This is a genomic window from Lactobacillus sp. RTP31084st1_F9_RTP31084_210423, assembly GCF_040919545.1.
Taxonomy (GTDB): domain Bacteria; phylum Bacillota; class Bacilli; order Lactobacillales; family Lactobacillaceae; genus Lactobacillus; species Lactobacillus paragasseri.
Genome location: NZ_JBCOVH010000001.1, coordinates 145,861 through 163,264 on the forward strand (window position 1 = coordinate 145,861; position 17,404 = coordinate 163,264).

17 protein-coding genes are annotated in these 17,404 nt (G+C 34.3%); 14 read left to right on the forward strand and 3 right to left on the reverse strand.

What is annotated here, in order from left to right; genetic code table 11:
• Positions 1-8 precede the first annotated feature (8 nt).
• Positions 9-632 (reverse strand): CYTH domain-containing protein, encoded by a 624-nt coding sequence (locus tag AB5359_RS00775; RefSeq protein WP_048685176.1) that lies wholly within the window; start codon positions 630-632, stop codon positions 9-11.
• A 77-nt stretch (positions 633-709) separates the two neighbouring features.
• On the opposite strand from AB5359_RS00775, the gene AB5359_RS00780 reads away from it, so the two are divergent.
• From AB5359_RS00780 to AB5359_RS00795, 4 genes are all read left to right on the forward strand, one after another.
• A complete protein-coding gene (locus tag AB5359_RS00780; protein WP_003646968.1) occupies positions 710-1,336 on the forward strand; it encodes a GTP pyrophosphokinase family protein in 627 nt (208 codons plus the stop codon).
• Positions 1,336-2,139 (forward strand): NAD kinase, encoded by an 804-nt coding sequence (locus AB5359_RS00785; protein ID WP_003646970.1) that lies wholly within the window; start codon positions 1,336-1,338, stop codon positions 2,137-2,139. Before AB5359_RS00780 ends, AB5359_RS00785 begins: the two co-directional genes overlap by 1 nt.
• Positions 2,140-2,141: 2 nt before the next feature.
• Entirely contained in the window at positions 2,142-3,041 is a 900-nt protein-coding gene (locus tag AB5359_RS00790; RefSeq protein WP_049161593.1) for an RluA family pseudouridine synthase, read from the forward strand.
• A 99-nt stretch (positions 3,042-3,140) separates the two neighbouring features.
• Positions 3,141-4,916, forward strand: coding sequence for an oleate hydratase (locus tag AB5359_RS00795; protein ID WP_048685182.1), 1,776 nt, complete (start codon positions 3,141-3,143; stop codon positions 4,914-4,916).
• Between the two features lie 94 nt (positions 4,917-5,010).
• Here the strand turns inward: AB5359_RS00795 and AB5359_RS00800 are convergent, their stop codons facing one another.
• Positions 5,011-6,240: a DUF2075 domain-containing protein gene (locus AB5359_RS00800; RefSeq protein WP_048685184.1), complete on the reverse strand. Its 1,230-nt coding sequence runs from the start codon at positions 6,238-6,240 to the stop codon at positions 5,011-5,013.
• Positions 6,241-6,331: 91 nt separating this feature from the next.
• Positions 6,332-7,354 (reverse strand): lactonase family protein, encoded by a 1,023-nt coding sequence (locus tag AB5359_RS00805; RefSeq protein WP_048685187.1) that lies wholly within the window; start codon positions 7,352-7,354, stop codon positions 6,332-6,334.
• Between the two features lie 132 nt (positions 7,355-7,486).
• Between AB5359_RS00805 and AB5359_RS00810 the strand changes: the two genes are divergently transcribed.
• The 10 genes from AB5359_RS00810 to pgsA all read left to right on the forward strand — a co-directional run bounded on the left by AB5359_RS00810 (position 7,487) and on the right by pgsA (position 17,391).
• Complete coding sequence (locus AB5359_RS00810) at positions 7,487-7,867, forward strand: PTS glucitol/sorbitol transporter subunit IIA (RefSeq protein WP_003648416.1); 381 nt, start codon at positions 7,487-7,489, stop codon at positions 7,865-7,867.
• An 11-nt stretch (positions 7,868-7,878) separates the two neighbouring features.
• Positions 7,879-9,060 carry an AI-2E family transporter gene (locus AB5359_RS00815; RefSeq protein WP_039156044.1) on the forward strand — a complete coding sequence of 394 codons (1,182 nt, stop codon included), beginning with the start codon at positions 7,879-7,881 and terminating at the stop codon, positions 9,058-9,060.
• Positions 9,061-9,133: 73 nt separating this feature from the next.
• Positions 9,134-9,691, forward strand: coding sequence for a tRNA (cytidine(34)-2'-O)-methyltransferase (locus AB5359_RS00820; protein ID WP_048685191.1), 558 nt, complete (start codon positions 9,134-9,136; stop codon positions 9,689-9,691).
• Position 9,692: 1 nt separating this feature from the next.
• A complete protein-coding gene (locus AB5359_RS00825) occupies positions 9,693-10,127 on the forward strand; it encodes a DUF1149 family protein (RefSeq protein WP_003648419.1) in 435 nt (144 codons plus the stop codon).
• Between the two features lie 21 nt (positions 10,128-10,148).
• Positions 10,149-12,578 (forward strand): DNA translocase FtsK, encoded by a 2,430-nt coding sequence (locus AB5359_RS00830; RefSeq protein ID WP_368279943.1) that lies wholly within the window; start codon positions 10,149-10,151, stop codon positions 12,576-12,578.
• Between the two features lie 2 nt (positions 12,579-12,580).
• On the forward strand, positions 12,581-13,795 hold the full coding sequence (locus tag AB5359_RS00835) for a pitrilysin family protein (protein WP_039156050.1): 1,215 nt from the start codon (positions 12,581-12,583) through the stop codon (positions 13,793-13,795).
• On the forward strand, positions 13,792-15,027 hold the full coding sequence (locus AB5359_RS00840) for a pitrilysin family protein (RefSeq protein WP_048685200.1): 1,236 nt from the start codon (positions 13,792-13,794) through the stop codon (positions 15,025-15,027). Before AB5359_RS00835 ends, AB5359_RS00840 begins: the two co-directional genes overlap by 4 nt.
• Positions 15,028-15,756 (forward strand): SDR family NAD(P)-dependent oxidoreductase, encoded by a 729-nt coding sequence (locus AB5359_RS00845; protein WP_048685203.1) that lies wholly within the window; start codon positions 15,028-15,030, stop codon positions 15,754-15,756. It abuts the gene before it with no gap.
• A gap of 58 nt (positions 15,757-15,814) precedes the next feature.
• A complete protein-coding gene (locus AB5359_RS00850; protein WP_368287185.1) occupies positions 15,815-16,786 on the forward strand; it encodes a helix-turn-helix domain-containing protein in 972 nt (323 codons plus the stop codon).
• Between the two features lie 41 nt (positions 16,787-16,827).
• The gene (gene pgsA, locus AB5359_RS00855) at positions 16,828-17,391 is read left to right on the forward strand and encodes a CDP-diacylglycerol--glycerol-3-phosphate 3-phosphatidyltransferase (protein WP_020806708.1); all 564 of its coding nucleotides are present in this window, start codon (positions 16,828-16,830) and stop codon (positions 17,389-17,391) included.
• Positions 17,392-17,404 lie beyond the last annotated feature (13 nt).

The window sequence follows — 17,404 nt, forward strand, 5'->3', positions numbered from 1 at the left end:
AATTTGTTTTATTTTTTGTGTTCCCAAGCACGTTTTACTTTACTTTGGTTAGTATTTTCCTTGTTAGCTTTGAAATCAAACTGCTTTTCTAATTCAGCAAGTACTTTTTGTATGGTTGCTGGATCATCATTTTCAATTTCTAATTCAAAGTCATAATAGCCATCTGGAAATTCTGTTAAATCAAGAGTTAATTCACAATTTTCTGGTCCAACGGCTAATATTCTTCGTGTTTGACTCCAAGAAATTAATTTTAAAGAGTGAATGGATTCTTTAGAATAATGTTTTTGTAAATAATTACCAACATCACCGCCAAATAAGAAAAAAGTACCTTCATATGCACTTTGAGCCATTTGCTCGGCTTGGGCTACTGACAAAAGATTATTAATTTCTACTCTTTCACTATATTTATTTTCTTTAGGTTTGGTTTCCTTAACCTTAATAGTTTGTTCAGCGTGATCAACTAGAATTCTAATTCTTAAACTGGCATCACTATTTTTTAAGTCAAAATCAGGTGTATCAAAGTAGTAGTTCTTTTGAATAAAATCTGATTTAGCGGTAAATGCATCACGCATTTTTTCGTAGGTATCTTTATCTAGGAGTGTTTTTGATTCGATTTCTAAATTTTTACTCATAATTTTATCCTTTCACTAGTTAATGTTATCCCTCTCTATGGTAGAATAATTTTGTTTGAAACGGAAAGGATTTATACATGAAAGATTGGGATTTATTTTTATGGCCTTATCAACAGGCTGTATCTGAATTAAAAGTTAAATTTCGATCACTTAGACAAAGTTTTTTAAACAAGGGTGAGCATTCGCCGATTGAATTCGTGGTCGGACGCGTAAAAACCGTCGATTCAATTAAAGAAAAAATGACGCGGCGAGTTATTGCTCCTGATGTCATTGAGAACGATATGCAAGATATAGCTGGCATTCGAATTATGTGTCAATTTGTGGATGATATTTATCGAGTAGTTGACCTAATTCACCAGCGTCAAGATATGCAGGTAATTGAAGAAAGGGACTATATTCAAAACGCAAAACCATCTGGATACCGTTCTTACCATATGGTAATTGAATATTCTGTTTTTTTACCTGATGGACCAAAAAAGATTATTGCCGAAATTCAAATTCGGACCTTGGCAATGAATTTTTGGGCAACAGTAGAGCATACTTTAAATTATAAATATCAAGGGAAGTACCCAGAAGATATTTCTAAGCGACTTAAATCAACAGCTGAAGCTGCTTATAAGTTAGATGAAGAAATGTCATCAATTAAAGATGAAGTGCAGGAAGCACAGAGAATTTTTACTAAATCTAAAGGAAAAGAACAATAATGAAAGTCGCACTCGTTTATAATGAAAAAGTTGAAACCTTGGCAGTAGTTAAGGCATTAGAAAAATTACTTGATTCTAGAAAGATTGAAATTGATCCTGAGAATCCTGATGTGGTAATCACAATTGGGGGAGATGGAACTTTAATTTCGGGTTTTCACAAATATCAAAATTTAGTTGATCAAATAAGGTTTATTGGTGTACATACAGGACACTTAGGCTTTTATACTGATTGGCGTAACTTTGAAATTGGTAAGATGGTTGATAATTTAACTAAGAAGCAACCCTCTTCCGCTTCTTATCCACTGCTAGAGTTAATTATTACTACTGGTTCAGGTGAAAAGAAAAAGTTGCTCGCTTTGAATGAAGCAACAATTAAACGAGTTTCAAAGACTTTAAAGGCTGATGTTTATATTAGAGATCAATTCTTTGAGAGCTTTAAAGGAGACGGATTATGTGTTTCAACGCCTACAGGTTCTACCGCTTATAGCAAATCTTTAGGCGGCGCAGTTATTCACCCCCGTTTAAAAGCCTTGCAGATGACTGAAATAGCTTCGATTAATAACCGTGTTTTCAGAACTTTGTCATCGCCAATAGTTATTGCTCCAGATGAATGGATAACTATTAAACCAGAAAGTGATGATCACTACGTAGTAACCTATGATGGATATGAATTTAATCACAAGCATATTAAGAAAATTGAATACCGTATTTCTCAACATGTTATTCGGTTTGATAAGTATCAACATACTCATTTTTGGAATCGGGTAGAGGATGCCTTTATTGGGCAACCTAAAAATAAATAATTATGCAATATTTTAAATTAAAATTTGAAAATAAAACACCTCAAAAATTGGGGCGTTTTTTGTTAAGAAATGGTTTTTCTAAAAGAGCTTTAACTAATAGCCAGCATAATGGTGGGATGATTTTGGTAAATCACCATCGCCGCTATACTAGCTATCTTTTACATTCAGGGGATGAAGTAATCTTTATCTTAGGTGAAGAGAAGAAAAATCAATGGCTAAAACCATCTACTAATCAGCTGAATATTGTTCTTGAACAGCATGATTATATAGTCATTAATAAAGAAGCTGGCGTTTTGTCAATCCCATCTCGCTATGAAGATAATGATGCAGTAGTTAACAGATTGCTATATTATTTTCAGAAAAATGGGCAGAAAGATCTTAAGCCACATGTTATTACAAGACTTGATCGTGATACATCAGGGTTAGTTTTAGTTGGAAAAAATGCAGTTGCTCATGCTCGATTTAGCGAAATGGGGAAGGATTGTTTTATTAAAAAATATCATGCAATTGTGCATGGCAATTTTAGTAAAGAACAAGAAATAGGGATTATCGATGCGCCAATTGGTAAACTAGATGCCAGCGTTAAACGCGGAATAGTAGCTAATGGTCAACGCTCAATTACAAAATACCGTGTTTTAGACCAAGTTAATGGTGCAAGCTTAGTTGAATTACAGTTATTAACTGGTCGAACTCATCAAATTAGAGTTCACATGCAGTATCTTGACCATCCCTTGTTTGGTGATCCCTTGTATGGGATTAAAGATAATTTTAAACGACAAGCTTTGAATTGCTTTTATCTTAAGTTTGATGATCCTTTTTCGGAACGTAAGCAGGAGGTTACTATTTCAGAACCAGTGGATATGAAATGTTTGTGGCAAAGGCTAATAAGTAATAAATTATAAATATAATAGTCAAATACATTGACTATTGTAACCGCTTTACATAGAATTGAATATAAGAAGTGTTAATACTATCCTAATATAGAAAAGAGGATCACTTGTATGTATTATTCAAAGGGAAATTATGAAGCTTTTGCAGACACAAAAAAGCCAGCAGATGTAGATAAAAAATCTGCTTATATTATTGGTAGTGGATTAGCTGGTCTTTCAACAGCATTTTTCTTAGTTAGAGATGCTAAAATGGCTGGTGACAAGATTCATATTTTAGAAGAATTAGATGTTGCTGGGGGCTCTTTAGACGGAACTAAGCGTCCTAATGCTGGTTTTGTAGTTCGTGGTGGTCGTGAAATGGAAGACCACTTCGAATGTATGTGGGATATGTATCGTTCTGTTCCTTCATTGAGAATACCAGGAACATCCTATTTAGATGAGTATTATTGGCTTGATAAAGAAGATCCGAACTCATCAAATTGCCGTTTAATTCATAAACGTGGTAATGAATTGCCAACTGATGGTTTGTATCAACTAGGTTCACATGCTAGTGAAATAGTTAAACTAGTTTTGACACCGGAATCTGAAATTCAAGGAAAGACTATTGAAGAATGGTTCTCTCCAGAATTCTTTGAATCTAATTTCTGGACTTATTGGTCAACAATGTTTGCTTTTGAAAAGTGGCACTCTCTTGCAGAAATGAGACGCTACTGCATGCGGTTTATTCACCATATTGATGGTTTGCCAGACTTTACTGCTTTGAAGTTCAACAAATATGACCAATATGATTCGATGGTAAAGCCACTACTTAAATACTTAAAAGATCATGGCGTTAAGTTTGAGTACGGCGTTCAAGTTGAAAACGTGCTAGTCGATCATGAAGGTAACGAAAAAGTTGCTAAAAAGATTGTTATGAAGAAAGACGGTAAGCAAGAAGATATCGACTTAACTGAAAATGATCTTGTCTTTGTGACTAACGGTTCGATTACTGAAAGTTCAACTTATGGTAATCAAACTACGCCAGCACCAATTACTCATGCTAAAGGTGGTTCATGGAGATTATGGGAGAACTTAGCTAAGCAAGACCCAGCATTTGGTCATCCTGATGTCTTTAGTGAAAATCTTCCAGAAAGATCATGGTTTGTTTCTGCAACTACAACCTTGAAGAATAAAAAGGTTGCACCTTACTTTGAAAGATTAACTAAACGTAGTTTGTATGATGGCAAAGTAAATACTGGTGGTATTATCACAGTTACTGATTCTAACTGGGGCTTAAGCTTTACTATCCACCGTCAACCGCACTTCCCAACGCAAAAGCCAAACGAAATCGTAGTTTGGATCTATGCTTTATATTCAGATACTGAGGGAAATTATATTAAGAAAAAGGTAGTTGACTGTACCGGACAAGAAATTGCTGAAGAAATGCTGTATCACTTAGGTGTTCCAGAAAGTGAAATTAAAGAACTTTCTTCAGAAGAAAATATGAATACTGTTCCAGTATATATGCCTTATATCACTAGTTACTTCATGCCTCGTCATGATGGTGACCGTCCAGCAGTTGTACCAGAAGGTTCAAAGAATTTAGCCTTTATTGGTAACTTTGCTGAAAGTCCTACTAGAGATACTGTCTTTACTACTGAATATTCAGTTAGAACTGCGATGGAGTCAGTTTACACCTTACTTAATGTAGACCGCGGAGTTCCAGAAGTTTGGGATTCTGTCTATGATATTCGTGAATTGCTCCGTGCAATGTACTATATGGCTGACAAGAAGAAGCTAGCAGATCAAGAAATGCCTCTTCCTGAAAAACTTGCCGTTAAAGCAGGGATGAAGAAGATTAAGGGAACATGGATTGAGGAATTGCTTGAAGAAGCAAACTTGATTTAAAATTGTAACAATTTATTTGAATGAGAATTAAGAAAAAAGGTTACGGCGCTTTGAAGCCGTAACCTTTTTTGTGTCGAAAGTAATAATTTATTACTTATTTTGACTTATTTTGCTTATTTTTAAATAGCGAAACTAGCGTTTTTCTAAGTAAAGGATCATGTGCATAAAGATAAGTTCCCATAATTCCTCGTTTAAAAAGTACGTTTAAAGAATTAAGTACCATTCTTTCTTCTAGCTTTTTAATTTCAGTTGGATCGGTCAAATCCTTTCTTTTTTTAAACATTTCAATATCGGTAATTTTATCTAAATTAACTTGAATTTTATTTTGACCAGGGACCTGACTAATTGGCGGTCCAATAATAATACCTGTGTAGTTTAGATCAAAACCTTGGCAAGTATATATTGACCCAACTTCATTAATTGTTTCAGGTATTTCTGCCCAAGGCGTTGAGGTGTAATTATATTGATCCCATGGCATTTTAAACTTTCCTTCTTGAATATAGTGTTTTCCACCATCTAATGTTGAAGGATAACCAGACGTAGAAAGAATTCTGCTTAATCCAACTTCTTTGTTACGTTTGACAATTTCTTTCCGCATTTTTTCTGCATCATCGAAAATACGAAAGTCATAATTCTTTGTTGCATTATCTGGAATTGGTTTGATAATCATATTTTCAGTAAAAGAATTAAACCAATCGATCAGATCTGAGGAAGCATTCATTCGAAATTGATGCTTTAAGTAGTATTTTTTATATGGATAAGAATGAGTAATTTTTTCTAGTCGGTCCTTGGTCCAAAGTGTCTTCATTTTAAGCACTTGATAGGGGTCAAAAACTAGAATGACTACCTTACTTCGTTTAATAACTTCAACTAATTGATTATCATGATAAAAATTATTGTAGTGGTCTGGCTTTGATAGAAGTAAATGTGCCTCATCAATAATGACAATGTCTGCCTTTTTTTGTTTTTTATCTAGTTGATTGATAAAGCTAGTTGGTCTTTGAAAATTTTTCTTTAGTAATTCTGGAAGAGAACCTGCAATTTGTTTATAAACCTTAAGAATTTCAGGATGATTTACTAGAAAATAATTATTAGTTTGATAAAAATTGCTATTCTTATCGTGACGTAATTTTTGCATTTGATCAAAAAGTGCAGAAAGAACTACGCTTTTTCCAGTTCCAGCGTCGCCATAAATAGTAAAAATGGCGGGATAGTTATTTTGAAGATGTTGATTGGTAAAATTAATAATTTGATTAACTAAATCTTGTTGCTCAGTGGTTAATTTTTTTAATGGTGAAAGTTTATCAGTAGCATTATTTTGCATGTAAAATTTGCCTTCTAAGTAGGATAAAATAAAAGCCATGAAAATCATGGCAAAATAGAATTTTAATAATTTATGATAACTATTTATAAGACTAATCTTCTTCAAATAAAACGCGTGTAGCTTCTGGCACAGGAATATCTTTTTGGATAGGTGTTAGATTACCTGTTTCGGAATTACGACGGTATAAGGTGGCATTATTAGTATTTTGGTTAGCCACTACAAGATATTTTTCGTCTTTGTCCCAGTTAAAGTCGCGTGGGAATGATCCAAAGACGGAAATTCTTTGTACTAATTCTAGTTTTCCATCGTCTAGAACTTTGAAGACAGTGATTGAATCATGACCGCGATTAGAAATATAAATAAACTTACCATCTTTAGAAATTCTAATAGCTGCCGCGCCGTTGTGATCACTGAAGTCGTCAGGGATAGTCTTATAAGTTGCAACATCTTCAAATTTCCAAGTATTTTCATTTAAACGAACAACGTTAACTTGACTTGATAACTCACCAACAATATACATAGTTTTTCCATCAGGTGAGAAGACGAGGTGGCGAGTACCAAAGCCCTTTTCCATCTGATAGCGAGCTAAATGTTTTAATTTATCTCCATCTAATTTATAAAAATCAACCGCATCAATTCCTAGATCACATGAAACTAGATTACCAGCTGGAGTTTCATCAAAGAAATGTGGGTGGGCTTGATCTTGTTCTGCTCTTGGTCCATGTCCTTCATGTGTATCGTTAGTAATAAAAGTTAATTTTCCATTTTCATCGTAAGAAAAAACGTTAATAGTGGCTAAGTGATAGTTTGCAGTAAAGACTAAGTGCTTTTGTGAGTCGACACTGATATAACAAGGTGCTGCTCCTTCATGGAAATAGGTATCTAACTGTTTTGCTTTTCCATCTTTGATGCGGTAAGTAGCGATTCCACTTTGGTCACCATTTTGAATAATGGTAAATAATAAGTCACCAACTAGTTGAAAATAAGTTGGACGATCAATTTCAACAATATTTTTAACATCAACTAGTTTAATATCATCCTCATTTTTTTCTACATTAGCAGTATAAATTCCTTTTGAGTCATGGCTAGTATAGCCACCAAACCAAACTTTCATAGTTTTACCTCCTGATAAAAGCTTTCCGTAACATATTTATTCTCTACCTTTTGGCTAGAATAGGCAATTGTTATTAAGTGTTATCAGCTAGGCAAAGTGATATGGTAAAATTTAGTAAAGAGGTTGATAAAAATGAAGTGGAATTCTACAATTACTGCTATTGGATCAGAAGCGTTAGATCCAAATGATAATATCGTAATTTTATTTGATAATAAAGCAACTGATAAGTTGCGAGATGTTGCTGTTTTACAAAAATTTGATGAGGCAACACCAGTTGAAAAGTTTGTTTTTAAAAAAGACGACTCAATTACAATTGATGGCACTACTTATTTAGCTTTGTACGTTGGTCCAATGGTTCAAATGAACATGCAGGCTATTGGACATGCAACTTTAGTATTTACTAATGAAGTTCCGAAAAAGCCGATGACTAATGCAATTTATTTAGATAAAGATCCAAAAGAAGAAATGCCTGAATTTAAAGTGGGAGACTGGATCACCTACGAACATAGATAAGAGGGGAAGCTATGGAAGTAGAAAAACATCATCAGAAGAATAATTTTTTTGTTAAATGGTTTTTAAATAATCGTTTTAGCATAGTATTACTTAATATTTTATTATTCTTCTTAATTATTTGGGTGTTTAACCAAATTTCTTTTGTGTTAAATCCCTTTTGGACATTTTTTAATGCAATTTTGCCACCAGTTTTGGTTGCATCAATCCAATATTACTTAATGGATCCAGTCGTTGACTGGATGGAAAAGAAGCTAAAAGTACCACGTATAATTACAATTATTTTGCTATTTGTAATTGTTTTGGGAGGATTAATTTGGATCATTAATACTTTGATCCCAATTATTCAACATCAAACTGATTCTTTAATTAAGAACTGGCCAGCTTATTGGCAAGATGCACAAAAAGGCTTTGAAAAGATGATCCACGATCCTCGTTTAAATGGAGTTCGTAGTGGAATCAATCAGGTCATTTCTGATGCTCAGACAAAGATGTTTAAAACTGGTCAAGATAGTTTTAACTTAGCTTTGAGTAATTTGTCGTCGGCTGTTAATGTTATTACAATGATTTTTATGACGTTATTAACAGCACCTTTTGTTTTATTCTTTATGTTAAAAGATGGTCATCGTCTAAATCCTTATGTGACTAAATTCGCTCCGCAAAAATTACAACCTAGTTTTTCAAGTTTACTTAGTGATATTAATGGAGCTGTAGCATCATATATTAGAGGACAAATTACAGTTGCTTTCTGGGTTGGAGTGATGTTTGCGATTGGCTATTCGGTAATTGGCCTAAATTATGGTATAACATTAGCTGTTCTAGCTGGTGTGCTAAACATGATTCCTTATTTCGGTACTTTTATTGCCTTTATTCCAGCAATTATTTTGGGATTAATTAGCTCACCCATGATGCTGGTGAAGGTTTTAATCGTTTTTGCAATTGAACAAACGCTTGAGGGACGTGTTATTTCGCCATTGGTAATGGGGAATAAGATGAACATGAATCCAGTTACTACTATTTTACTATTAATTGGCGCAAGCGCTGTTGCCGGCTTATGGGGCGTAATTTTTGCGATCCCAGTCTATGCTGTAATTAAGATTATTGTGACTAGACTATTTAATTATTATCGTAAGATTTCAACTCTTTATGATGAGATATCGGAATCAGATGATGCAAATCTAAAGTCTAAAGAGTAGAATTAGGTAGAAAATTAAACGTGGTACTTGCCTCATTACAGGTGCTACGTTTTTTTACAAGAGGAGCTTTTTTATGACAAACCACGTTGTACTTTATGAGCCATTAATGCCTGCAAATGCGGGAAATATTGCTCGAACTTGTGCGGGTACGAATACAGTCTTAGATCTTATTGAACCGCTCGGCTTTCAAATTGATAATAAAAAAATGAAACGTGCAGGATTAGATTATTGGGATAAAGTTGATATTAGAATGCATGATGACTTAGATGCCTTTTTAAAGACTCTTGGTCCAAATGATGAAATGTACTTAATTTCAAAATTTTCTTCAAAAAATTATGCTCAAGTAGACTATACTGATCCTAATAAAGATTATTATTTCGTTTTCGGAAAAGAAACGACTGGTTTACCAGAAACTTTCATGCGAGAATATTATGATCGTAATCTTAGAATCCCTATGTCCGATAATATTCGTTGTTATAATTTATCAAATTCAGTAGCAATGGTCCTTTTAGAAGCTTTGAGACAGCAAGGCTTTCCAAATATGGAAACGAGCCATCATTATGAAAATGATAAGTTAAAAGATAATTACAACCGTCCTGAACGTTATGAAAGAAATTTAGGAGAGAATTAAAATGGATTTTAAAAATATGACTCCAATTGTTGTTCGTTCTTTTCATTATGATTTAAATGATGAACAAAAGGTAAAAAATGAAGTTAATGTTTCATTAAGACAGGTTTACCAAGATTTAGATGATGGTAGCCAAGATGAGGGAAAAACTGGTAAGTATTTTGAAATTGCCGTTCCATTCGAGGTTTCTCCCGCACCTGGTGATTTTACCGTTAGTGGTGTAATTACGAGAGTTGTTCAATTTGTTGATTATTTTGGCGATGGGACTGATTTGGAACCATCAGATTACCAGTTACTCTCTAGACCATTAGTTGAACAAATTGAAACTTTAACTTATGAAATTACCCAATTAACTTTAGATCATCCAGTTAACCTTAGTTTTAAATCAAACTTTAACGAATTAAACAGAGACAACCAAAAGGACAAAGATGATAAGTAAAAAGATTGAGAAGGTGTCTTGATGGCTAAAAAGCGAAAACGCAGGACAAAAAGAAAGAGAAAGACAACTACTAAGAAGAAAAAGCAGAGTATGGAATGGGTCATCACTGGAATCGTACTTGTTTTAATAGCAGTTTTAAGTTGCGTTCATTTCGGCTTGTTTAGTCAACAACTAATTAACTTAATTCGCTTTTTTGTTGGCGATAGTCACTATTTAGCTAGTATTGTTTTAGGCTTAGTTGGTTTGGTCATGGTAATTTATAATCAGCCACCTCGTTTTGGTCTAAAAATAGGAAGCGGATTAGGGATTTTTTATTTAGGTTTACTCCTTTGGGAAAGTTCTCGTGTTTTCAATCAAATGATGATCCATCAAGGATTTGTCAACGCCTTTTTAACATCAATTGGTGAAGAATTTTCTCGTGCTCAAATCACGACCAAAGTTGGTGGTGGCTTTATTGGAAGTATGTTTTATCAACTTATTTTTCCAATTTTAGGTACCGTAGGTTCAGAAGTAATATCTTTACTAATGATGCTGGTTGGGGTCTTGATGATCTGTAATGTCAAGTTTGCTACTTTACTATCTGGTTTTCAAAAAGGCTCGCAATTAGTAATTGAGAAAAATAAAGATGCTGGAGATGCTTTAAAGAATAAATATAATGATTTAGTCGAAAAGCATGAGCAGAGTAAGCAAGAAAAATTAAATAATCGTGAAAAATTGACGGATCCGTTAGATAATCATGATGATACTTTCCCAAGTACAGCTGATTTCACGGAAGATGCACCTATTTCAAATAAAACTCAAGATCTTGAAGAAACACCTCATTTTGTTCCTCCAATTGAGGTTTCTCAAGAAAATACAGCTGCGTCAGAGACAGAAGTTGGAGATAATTTAACTGATGATTTGCCAATTTCACATTCTTATGCCGAAGAAGATCAAAAGATGAAGCAGGAACTTCAGGATGTTGATCATGGTGATTTAGAGACTAAGCAACACGCTCAAACAAAAAATGCTAATTATCAGAAGCCTCCAATTAATTTGTTAGCACCGATAAAAAGCGTTGATCAGAGTCAAGATAAATCTTTAATTCAGAAAAATACTGAAGTTTTAGAATCTACTTTTAAGAGTTTTGGTGTACATGTTATTGTCAAAAAAGCAGTCTTAGGACCAACTGTTACTCGTTATGAAGTACAGCCTGCAGTGGGAGTTAAGGTAAGCAAGATTGTAAACTTAGCAGATGATCTAGCTTTAGCTTTGGCTGCTAAAGATATTCGTATTGAAGCCCCAATCCCAGGAAAGCCATTAATTGGGATTGAAGTGCCTAATCGAACTACCTCGGCTGTTTCTTTTAAAGACGTAATGCTTCATCAAGACTCAAAAGCAAAAGATATTTCACTTGATGTACCTTTAGGTAAAGACGTTGAAGGAAAAGTAATCTCGGCAGATTTACGCAAGATGCCGCACTTATTAATTGCTGGGTCTACTGGGTCTGGTAAATCAGTAGCAATTAATACAATTATTACTAGTATTTTAATGAAGTCCTACCCAGAGGATGTCAAACTAGTTTTAATTGATCCGAAGATGGTTGAACTTTCTGTATATAATGGGATTCCTCATTTATTAATTCCAGTTGTTACAGATGCAAAGCTAGCTACAAATGCCTTACGTAAAACTGTTAAAGAAATGGAAAGACGTTATCAGCTTTTTGCAGCTGGGGGAGTTCGCAATATTACTGAATATAATCAAAAGGTAGCTGAAAATAATGCCGATAAGACTAATACAGTAATGGAAAAATTGCCTTATATTGTAGTAATTGTAGATGAATTAAGCGATTTGATGATGGTTGCTGGTCATGATGTAGAAGACGCAATTGTTCGTTTAGCACAAATGGCACGTGCGGCAGGTATTCACATGATTTTGGCAACGCAAAGACCAAGTGTCGACGTTATTACAGGTTTAATTAAGGCAAATGTTCCGTCTCGAATTTCATTTGCTGTTTCTAGTGGAGTAGATTCACGGACTATTTTAGATCAAGTTGGAGCTGAAAAGCTTTTAGGACGTGGAGATATGCTTTTCTTACCAATTGGAGCAGCTAAGCCTGAGCGTGTTCAAGGAGCATTTATTTCTGTAAATGAAGTAGAAAAAATAGTATCGTGGGTAAAAGAGCAGCAAGAAGCGGTATATAACGAAGACATGATTCCTTCAAAGAATGATTCTGAAAATCAAACTGATGGCGAAGATGAGCCTGAAGATGAGTTCTATGATCAAGCGGTAGCCTTAGTCAGAAAACAGCAGTCAGCAAGCGTATCGATGCTTCAGCGTCGATTTAGAATTGGTTATAATCGAGCAGCAAGAATTGTGGATGCAATGGAAGCAAAGGGAATTGTAGGACCTTCGGAAGGATCTAAACCGAGACAAGTACTTATTCCACCAGAAAAGGATGATGATCAGTAATTATGACGAATATTAGAATTGACCATAATTTAAAATTTAAAACAGCCACTTTAGGCTGTTTTTTGCGTTTGCCTTTAGATAAGAAGACATTGGCTTTGGCAAATATTTTAGCTTGTATGCAGAGCAATGCTAGTAAAAGTTTTCCGGGTATAAATATTCAGGCAAGGACTTTTTCTAATCTATATAATGCGAGTTTACAAGTTTTTCCTGAAGTATTTGGAAATCAAATTGTAGTTTTTTACACTATAAATTTTGTTGAGCCTCGTGAAATTCTTGATCCAGACTATAATTATCAAGTAGTAATGGATGCCTTTTTCAAGGTGGTAAAGGAGCCGCTTTTTGATGGTCAGTTATTAGAGCTAGCCAAAAGACAGCTTGAACAGGAAAGAAAACAATACTATGAACTACCTGCAAACTTTGCTTTGAACGGCTTTTTTAATACTTGGTATCGAAATACACCTAATTATCAAGATAGTGTTTTTGGCGATGAGAAGACATTAAAAGATGCTAGCTTAGAAGAAATTAAGTCATTTTTTAATACACTAAAAAATGCGCCTGCCTTTTGTTTGGGACAAGCACAAGATCCTGATAGTTTAACTGATTTAGTTCAAAATCGAATTGATTGGGCCGGTTATTTTGATGATTTTGTTGTGCCAACATTATCTTTAGCGACTACGGAAGATCCAGTAGAAAAAGAAGTACAATTTAAGAGTGAACAAGCGCAGCTTTTAATTGGTTATGGCTATGATCAGTCCTTGCCAGTATATTTTAAACAATTTGGAGGTCTGTTCTTAGGAGAATATCTTGCTGGGGATGAGTCATCTAAGTTGTTTACTGAGGTCAGAAAAAAATTAGGAGCAGCGTATGCCATTGACGCAACTAATTATGTTAATAATTCACTTTTTTTAATTAGCACAGGAATTTCTAAAGAAAAGATTGCAGTTGCTTCTAAGGCAATTAAAAACGGTGTGAAGGCGGTCCAAGAAGGAAAAGTGGACAAAGATGTTTTTAATAAAGCTAAAGCTGCTTTGAAGCGTAATTATCAAATAAGTGCTGATCGACAGGATTTAATTTTAATTCAAATGCTGGCAAATGCTTTAAGAGGTCGCGACTATACTTTTGTACAACGAATTAATGATGTTGAGCAATTTAAAATAGATAAGTTAATCGACTTTAGTCAAAAATTATACTTTAATGAAAGCTATTGTTTAAAATGAAAAAATTAGATGTAACTACCAGAGATTATAAGTCTGGATTTCGAGCAAAGGTAATTAGAAGGCCATTATTTGCACAAAAATTTATGGGAATTATTGTGGATTTTGGTGGAAGTGATCCTCAGAAGTTGTGTGGCGGAGCTCATTTTTTGGAACATAAATTATTTGCCAAAAAGAATGGTGATATATCGCAGCAATTTGAAGCAGTTGGTGCTTCTACTAATGCATTTACTACGTATAACGAAACAATGTTTTATGCTAGTTTTACTGAACATTGGCGGCAAGTGTTGCCACTGATTTTTGAATTAGTAGGAACAACGTATTTTACTAAAAGCAATGTTACAAAAGAGGCAAAGATCATTGCTCAAGAGTTAGCGATGTATCAAGACGATCCGAATTGGCAAGTAAATTATGAACTGATGCAGATGATGTTTCCTAAGACAAATTTGGCGGAGGATTTAACTGGAACCAAAGCTAGTTTAAAAAAGATGACGCCAGAAATTTTACAGGAAATTTATGATAATAATTATGTTAGTGGTCGAATGGAATTTGTCGCATGTGGTGGATTTAGCGAAAATCAAACAAAAGAAGTCCTGCGTGAAGTAGGGAAACTTGAGCGTAAATATTTAATTTCTAAAAAAGTTGCTCCTAAAAAATTAACTCTTGTAAGTCCAAAAAAACAGCATAATACCATTATTGATTCTGATCTAGCTACTTCACGCGTTGGTATAGGGATCAGGCTGCCTAACTTTGAAAAAGTTGGTCTAAAAAATAGTACTGCACAAACAATTCTTGAAATGATGCTCCAAGCTAAGTTGGGAGTAACCAGTCCCTGGTTTGAAGAAATGCAAAAGCAGGGAATTTTAAATTCTCCGATGGAGCTTCAAGTTTCTTATACTACTGAAGGAAATTTTGCTACGATTATTGGCGCTTCGAATAAGCCAGATTTATTTTTAGAAAATACCAAAAATCAGCTACTAGAAGTTCCAATATCAAAAGAGGCATTCGTATTCCAAAAGAAAGAGGCCTTGGCACAGACGATTAGAGAATTTGATGATTTAAGTACAGTTGCAATCGAAGAAGCTGAATATAGTTTAGAAAATGAAGACTTTAATACTGCAGCTCACGTAATTCAATCCTTAAGTTTTAATGAATTTTATACAGCAATTGATAATATTTTAGCTAAAAGTGATATATTTACTACAATTTTAAAAGGCAAAGAGGAAGCTGATTAAATGAAACGTGCAATAGTTTTTGGTGCAACAGGAGGAATTGGTAAGGCCATTGCAGCCCAGCTTGCTGCAAAAGGCTGGTCTTTATACATTCACTTTAATCATAGCAGTCAAGAAGCTGAAAAAATGGTGGTAGAGTTTATTGATAAATATCCAAGTCAAGAATTCTTTCCTTTAAAGTTAGATTTCTTGGCTGAAGATGAAGTAATTAAAACTACAGTCGCTAGCCTTTTACCATTAAATGCGGCTATTTTCACTCAAGGGATAACTAACTATCAATTCCTTGGTAGTCAAGAATTGACTCAAATAGAAAAAATTATGCAAATTAATTTATTAGTGCCAATAAAGATCACTTCTCTTTTAGAATCACAGCTTTTAAAAAGAAAACATGGACGTATTATCTTTATTGGCTCGGTATATGGCGGCCAAGCAAGTGCGTTAGAAAGCGTATATAGTGCCAGTAAGGGTGGTTTATCTAGCTTTGCACAAGGATATGCACGTGAAGTCGCATCAGCTCATTTAACGGTAAACGTGATTGCTCCTGGGGCAGTTGATACACCAATGAATGCAATTTTTGATGCAGAAACTTTAAACGAAGTAAAAAATGAAATTCCCGCAGGGAGATTAGCTGAACCTAGTGATATAGTTTTTTGGGTAGAAAACTTACTTGATAAACGTTCAGACTATTTGACTGGCCAAACTATTTATGTTGATGGTGGCTGGCTTGTTTAATGGTTGATTAGTTTGGTATACTCATATTTGAATTATTGCAAAAAGTTGAGAGGATATTATGGCAGATATTGGAGATAAATTACGTAGTGCTCGTAAGGCAAAGGGCATGTCAATTGAAGATGTTGAAAAAATAACAAAGATTCAGCGTAGATATCTTACAGCAATTGAAAATAATGATTTTGATCAATTGCCAGGAGATTTTTATGTTAGAGCCTTTATTAGACAATTCGCCGATGTGGTTGGTCTTAATGGTAAAGAACTATTAGCGGACTATAAATCAGAGGTTCCTGAAGCAAAGCCTGAGGAATACGTTGAAAACTCCATCGACAATAAAAGTGAGAAAATTAAAGAAACTACAAATAGTCGTAAAGGAATGTGGCGTAGTTACCTACCTCAGATTGCAACTGTAGTTGGTGTTGTTTTAGTAATTTTGGTAGTTTATATTGTTTATACTCGTTTCTTTACTGGAACTAATCAGCAATCAGCAAATCAAGCTGAGAACGTAACTGTTTCTTCTTCTCGTATTAAATCTTCAAAATCTAAAACTTCATCAAAGAAGAAATCAACTCCAAAGTCTAAGACTTCAGAAGTTAAAATGGCTAGTTTAGGTAATAATAGTTATCGTGTTAGCGGGATGAAAGATGACCGTACTTTAACTTTAGGCACCACTAAGAATGAAGTTTGGGCACAAATTTTAGTTAATGGTTCTTCAGTTTGGCAAGGAACATTAAAGGGAAACGGTAAGCATTCAGTTCAATTACCGCAGAATGTAAATAGTGTTTCTGTGCAAATGGGTAATAGCGTTTCGACTACTTTGACTTTAGCTGGTAAGAAGGTGAATGCCCATAACTCAACGAATCCTGCTTCACCAATGACGGTCAGATTTACTTTTAGTGGACAAAATAGTCAAACTACTAGTACTCAACAAAGTAGCGCAACTACTCAAAGTTCTACTACTACGAATAATGTGAATACGCAGACACAGCAAAATCAACAAGGTACTCAAAACACTCAAAATACTCAAGGGTAAACGAATACCAATCAAAATAATGGAGGTCAAAGTAACCGTTAATGAATTTACCAAATAAATTAACTATGTTTAGAATTTTTATGATTCCAGTTTTTATGCTAGTTTTAATTTTTAACTGGCCGGCTGGTGGTGCAATTGTTTTAGGTGCACATATTTACTGGTCTCATGTATTAGCTGCAGTGATTTTTGCAGTGGCATCAATAACTGACTTTTTAGATGGTCATATCGCTCGTTCAAGAAATTTGGTAACCAATTTTGGAAAATTTGCTGACCCATTAGCAGACAAGATGCTAACAATGACTGCTTTTGTATTTTTAATTTCTTTAAATCTAGCACCTGCGTGGGTAGTGGCTATTATTGTTTGTCGTGAATTGGCTGTTACTGGCTTACGCTTGATTTTAGCTGAGAATAAAGGTCAAGTTTTAGCTGCCAAAATGCCAGGTAAGATTAAAACAACTACGCAAATGTTGTCCATCATTTTCTTATTGCTTGGTGACGTTTACTACATCGGTACCATTTTATTGTATATTTGCTTAATCTTTACAATTTACTCAGGTTATGATTACTTTAAGCAAAGTGGCGATGTATTTAAAGGTGAAATTTAAAATGAAAAGAAGC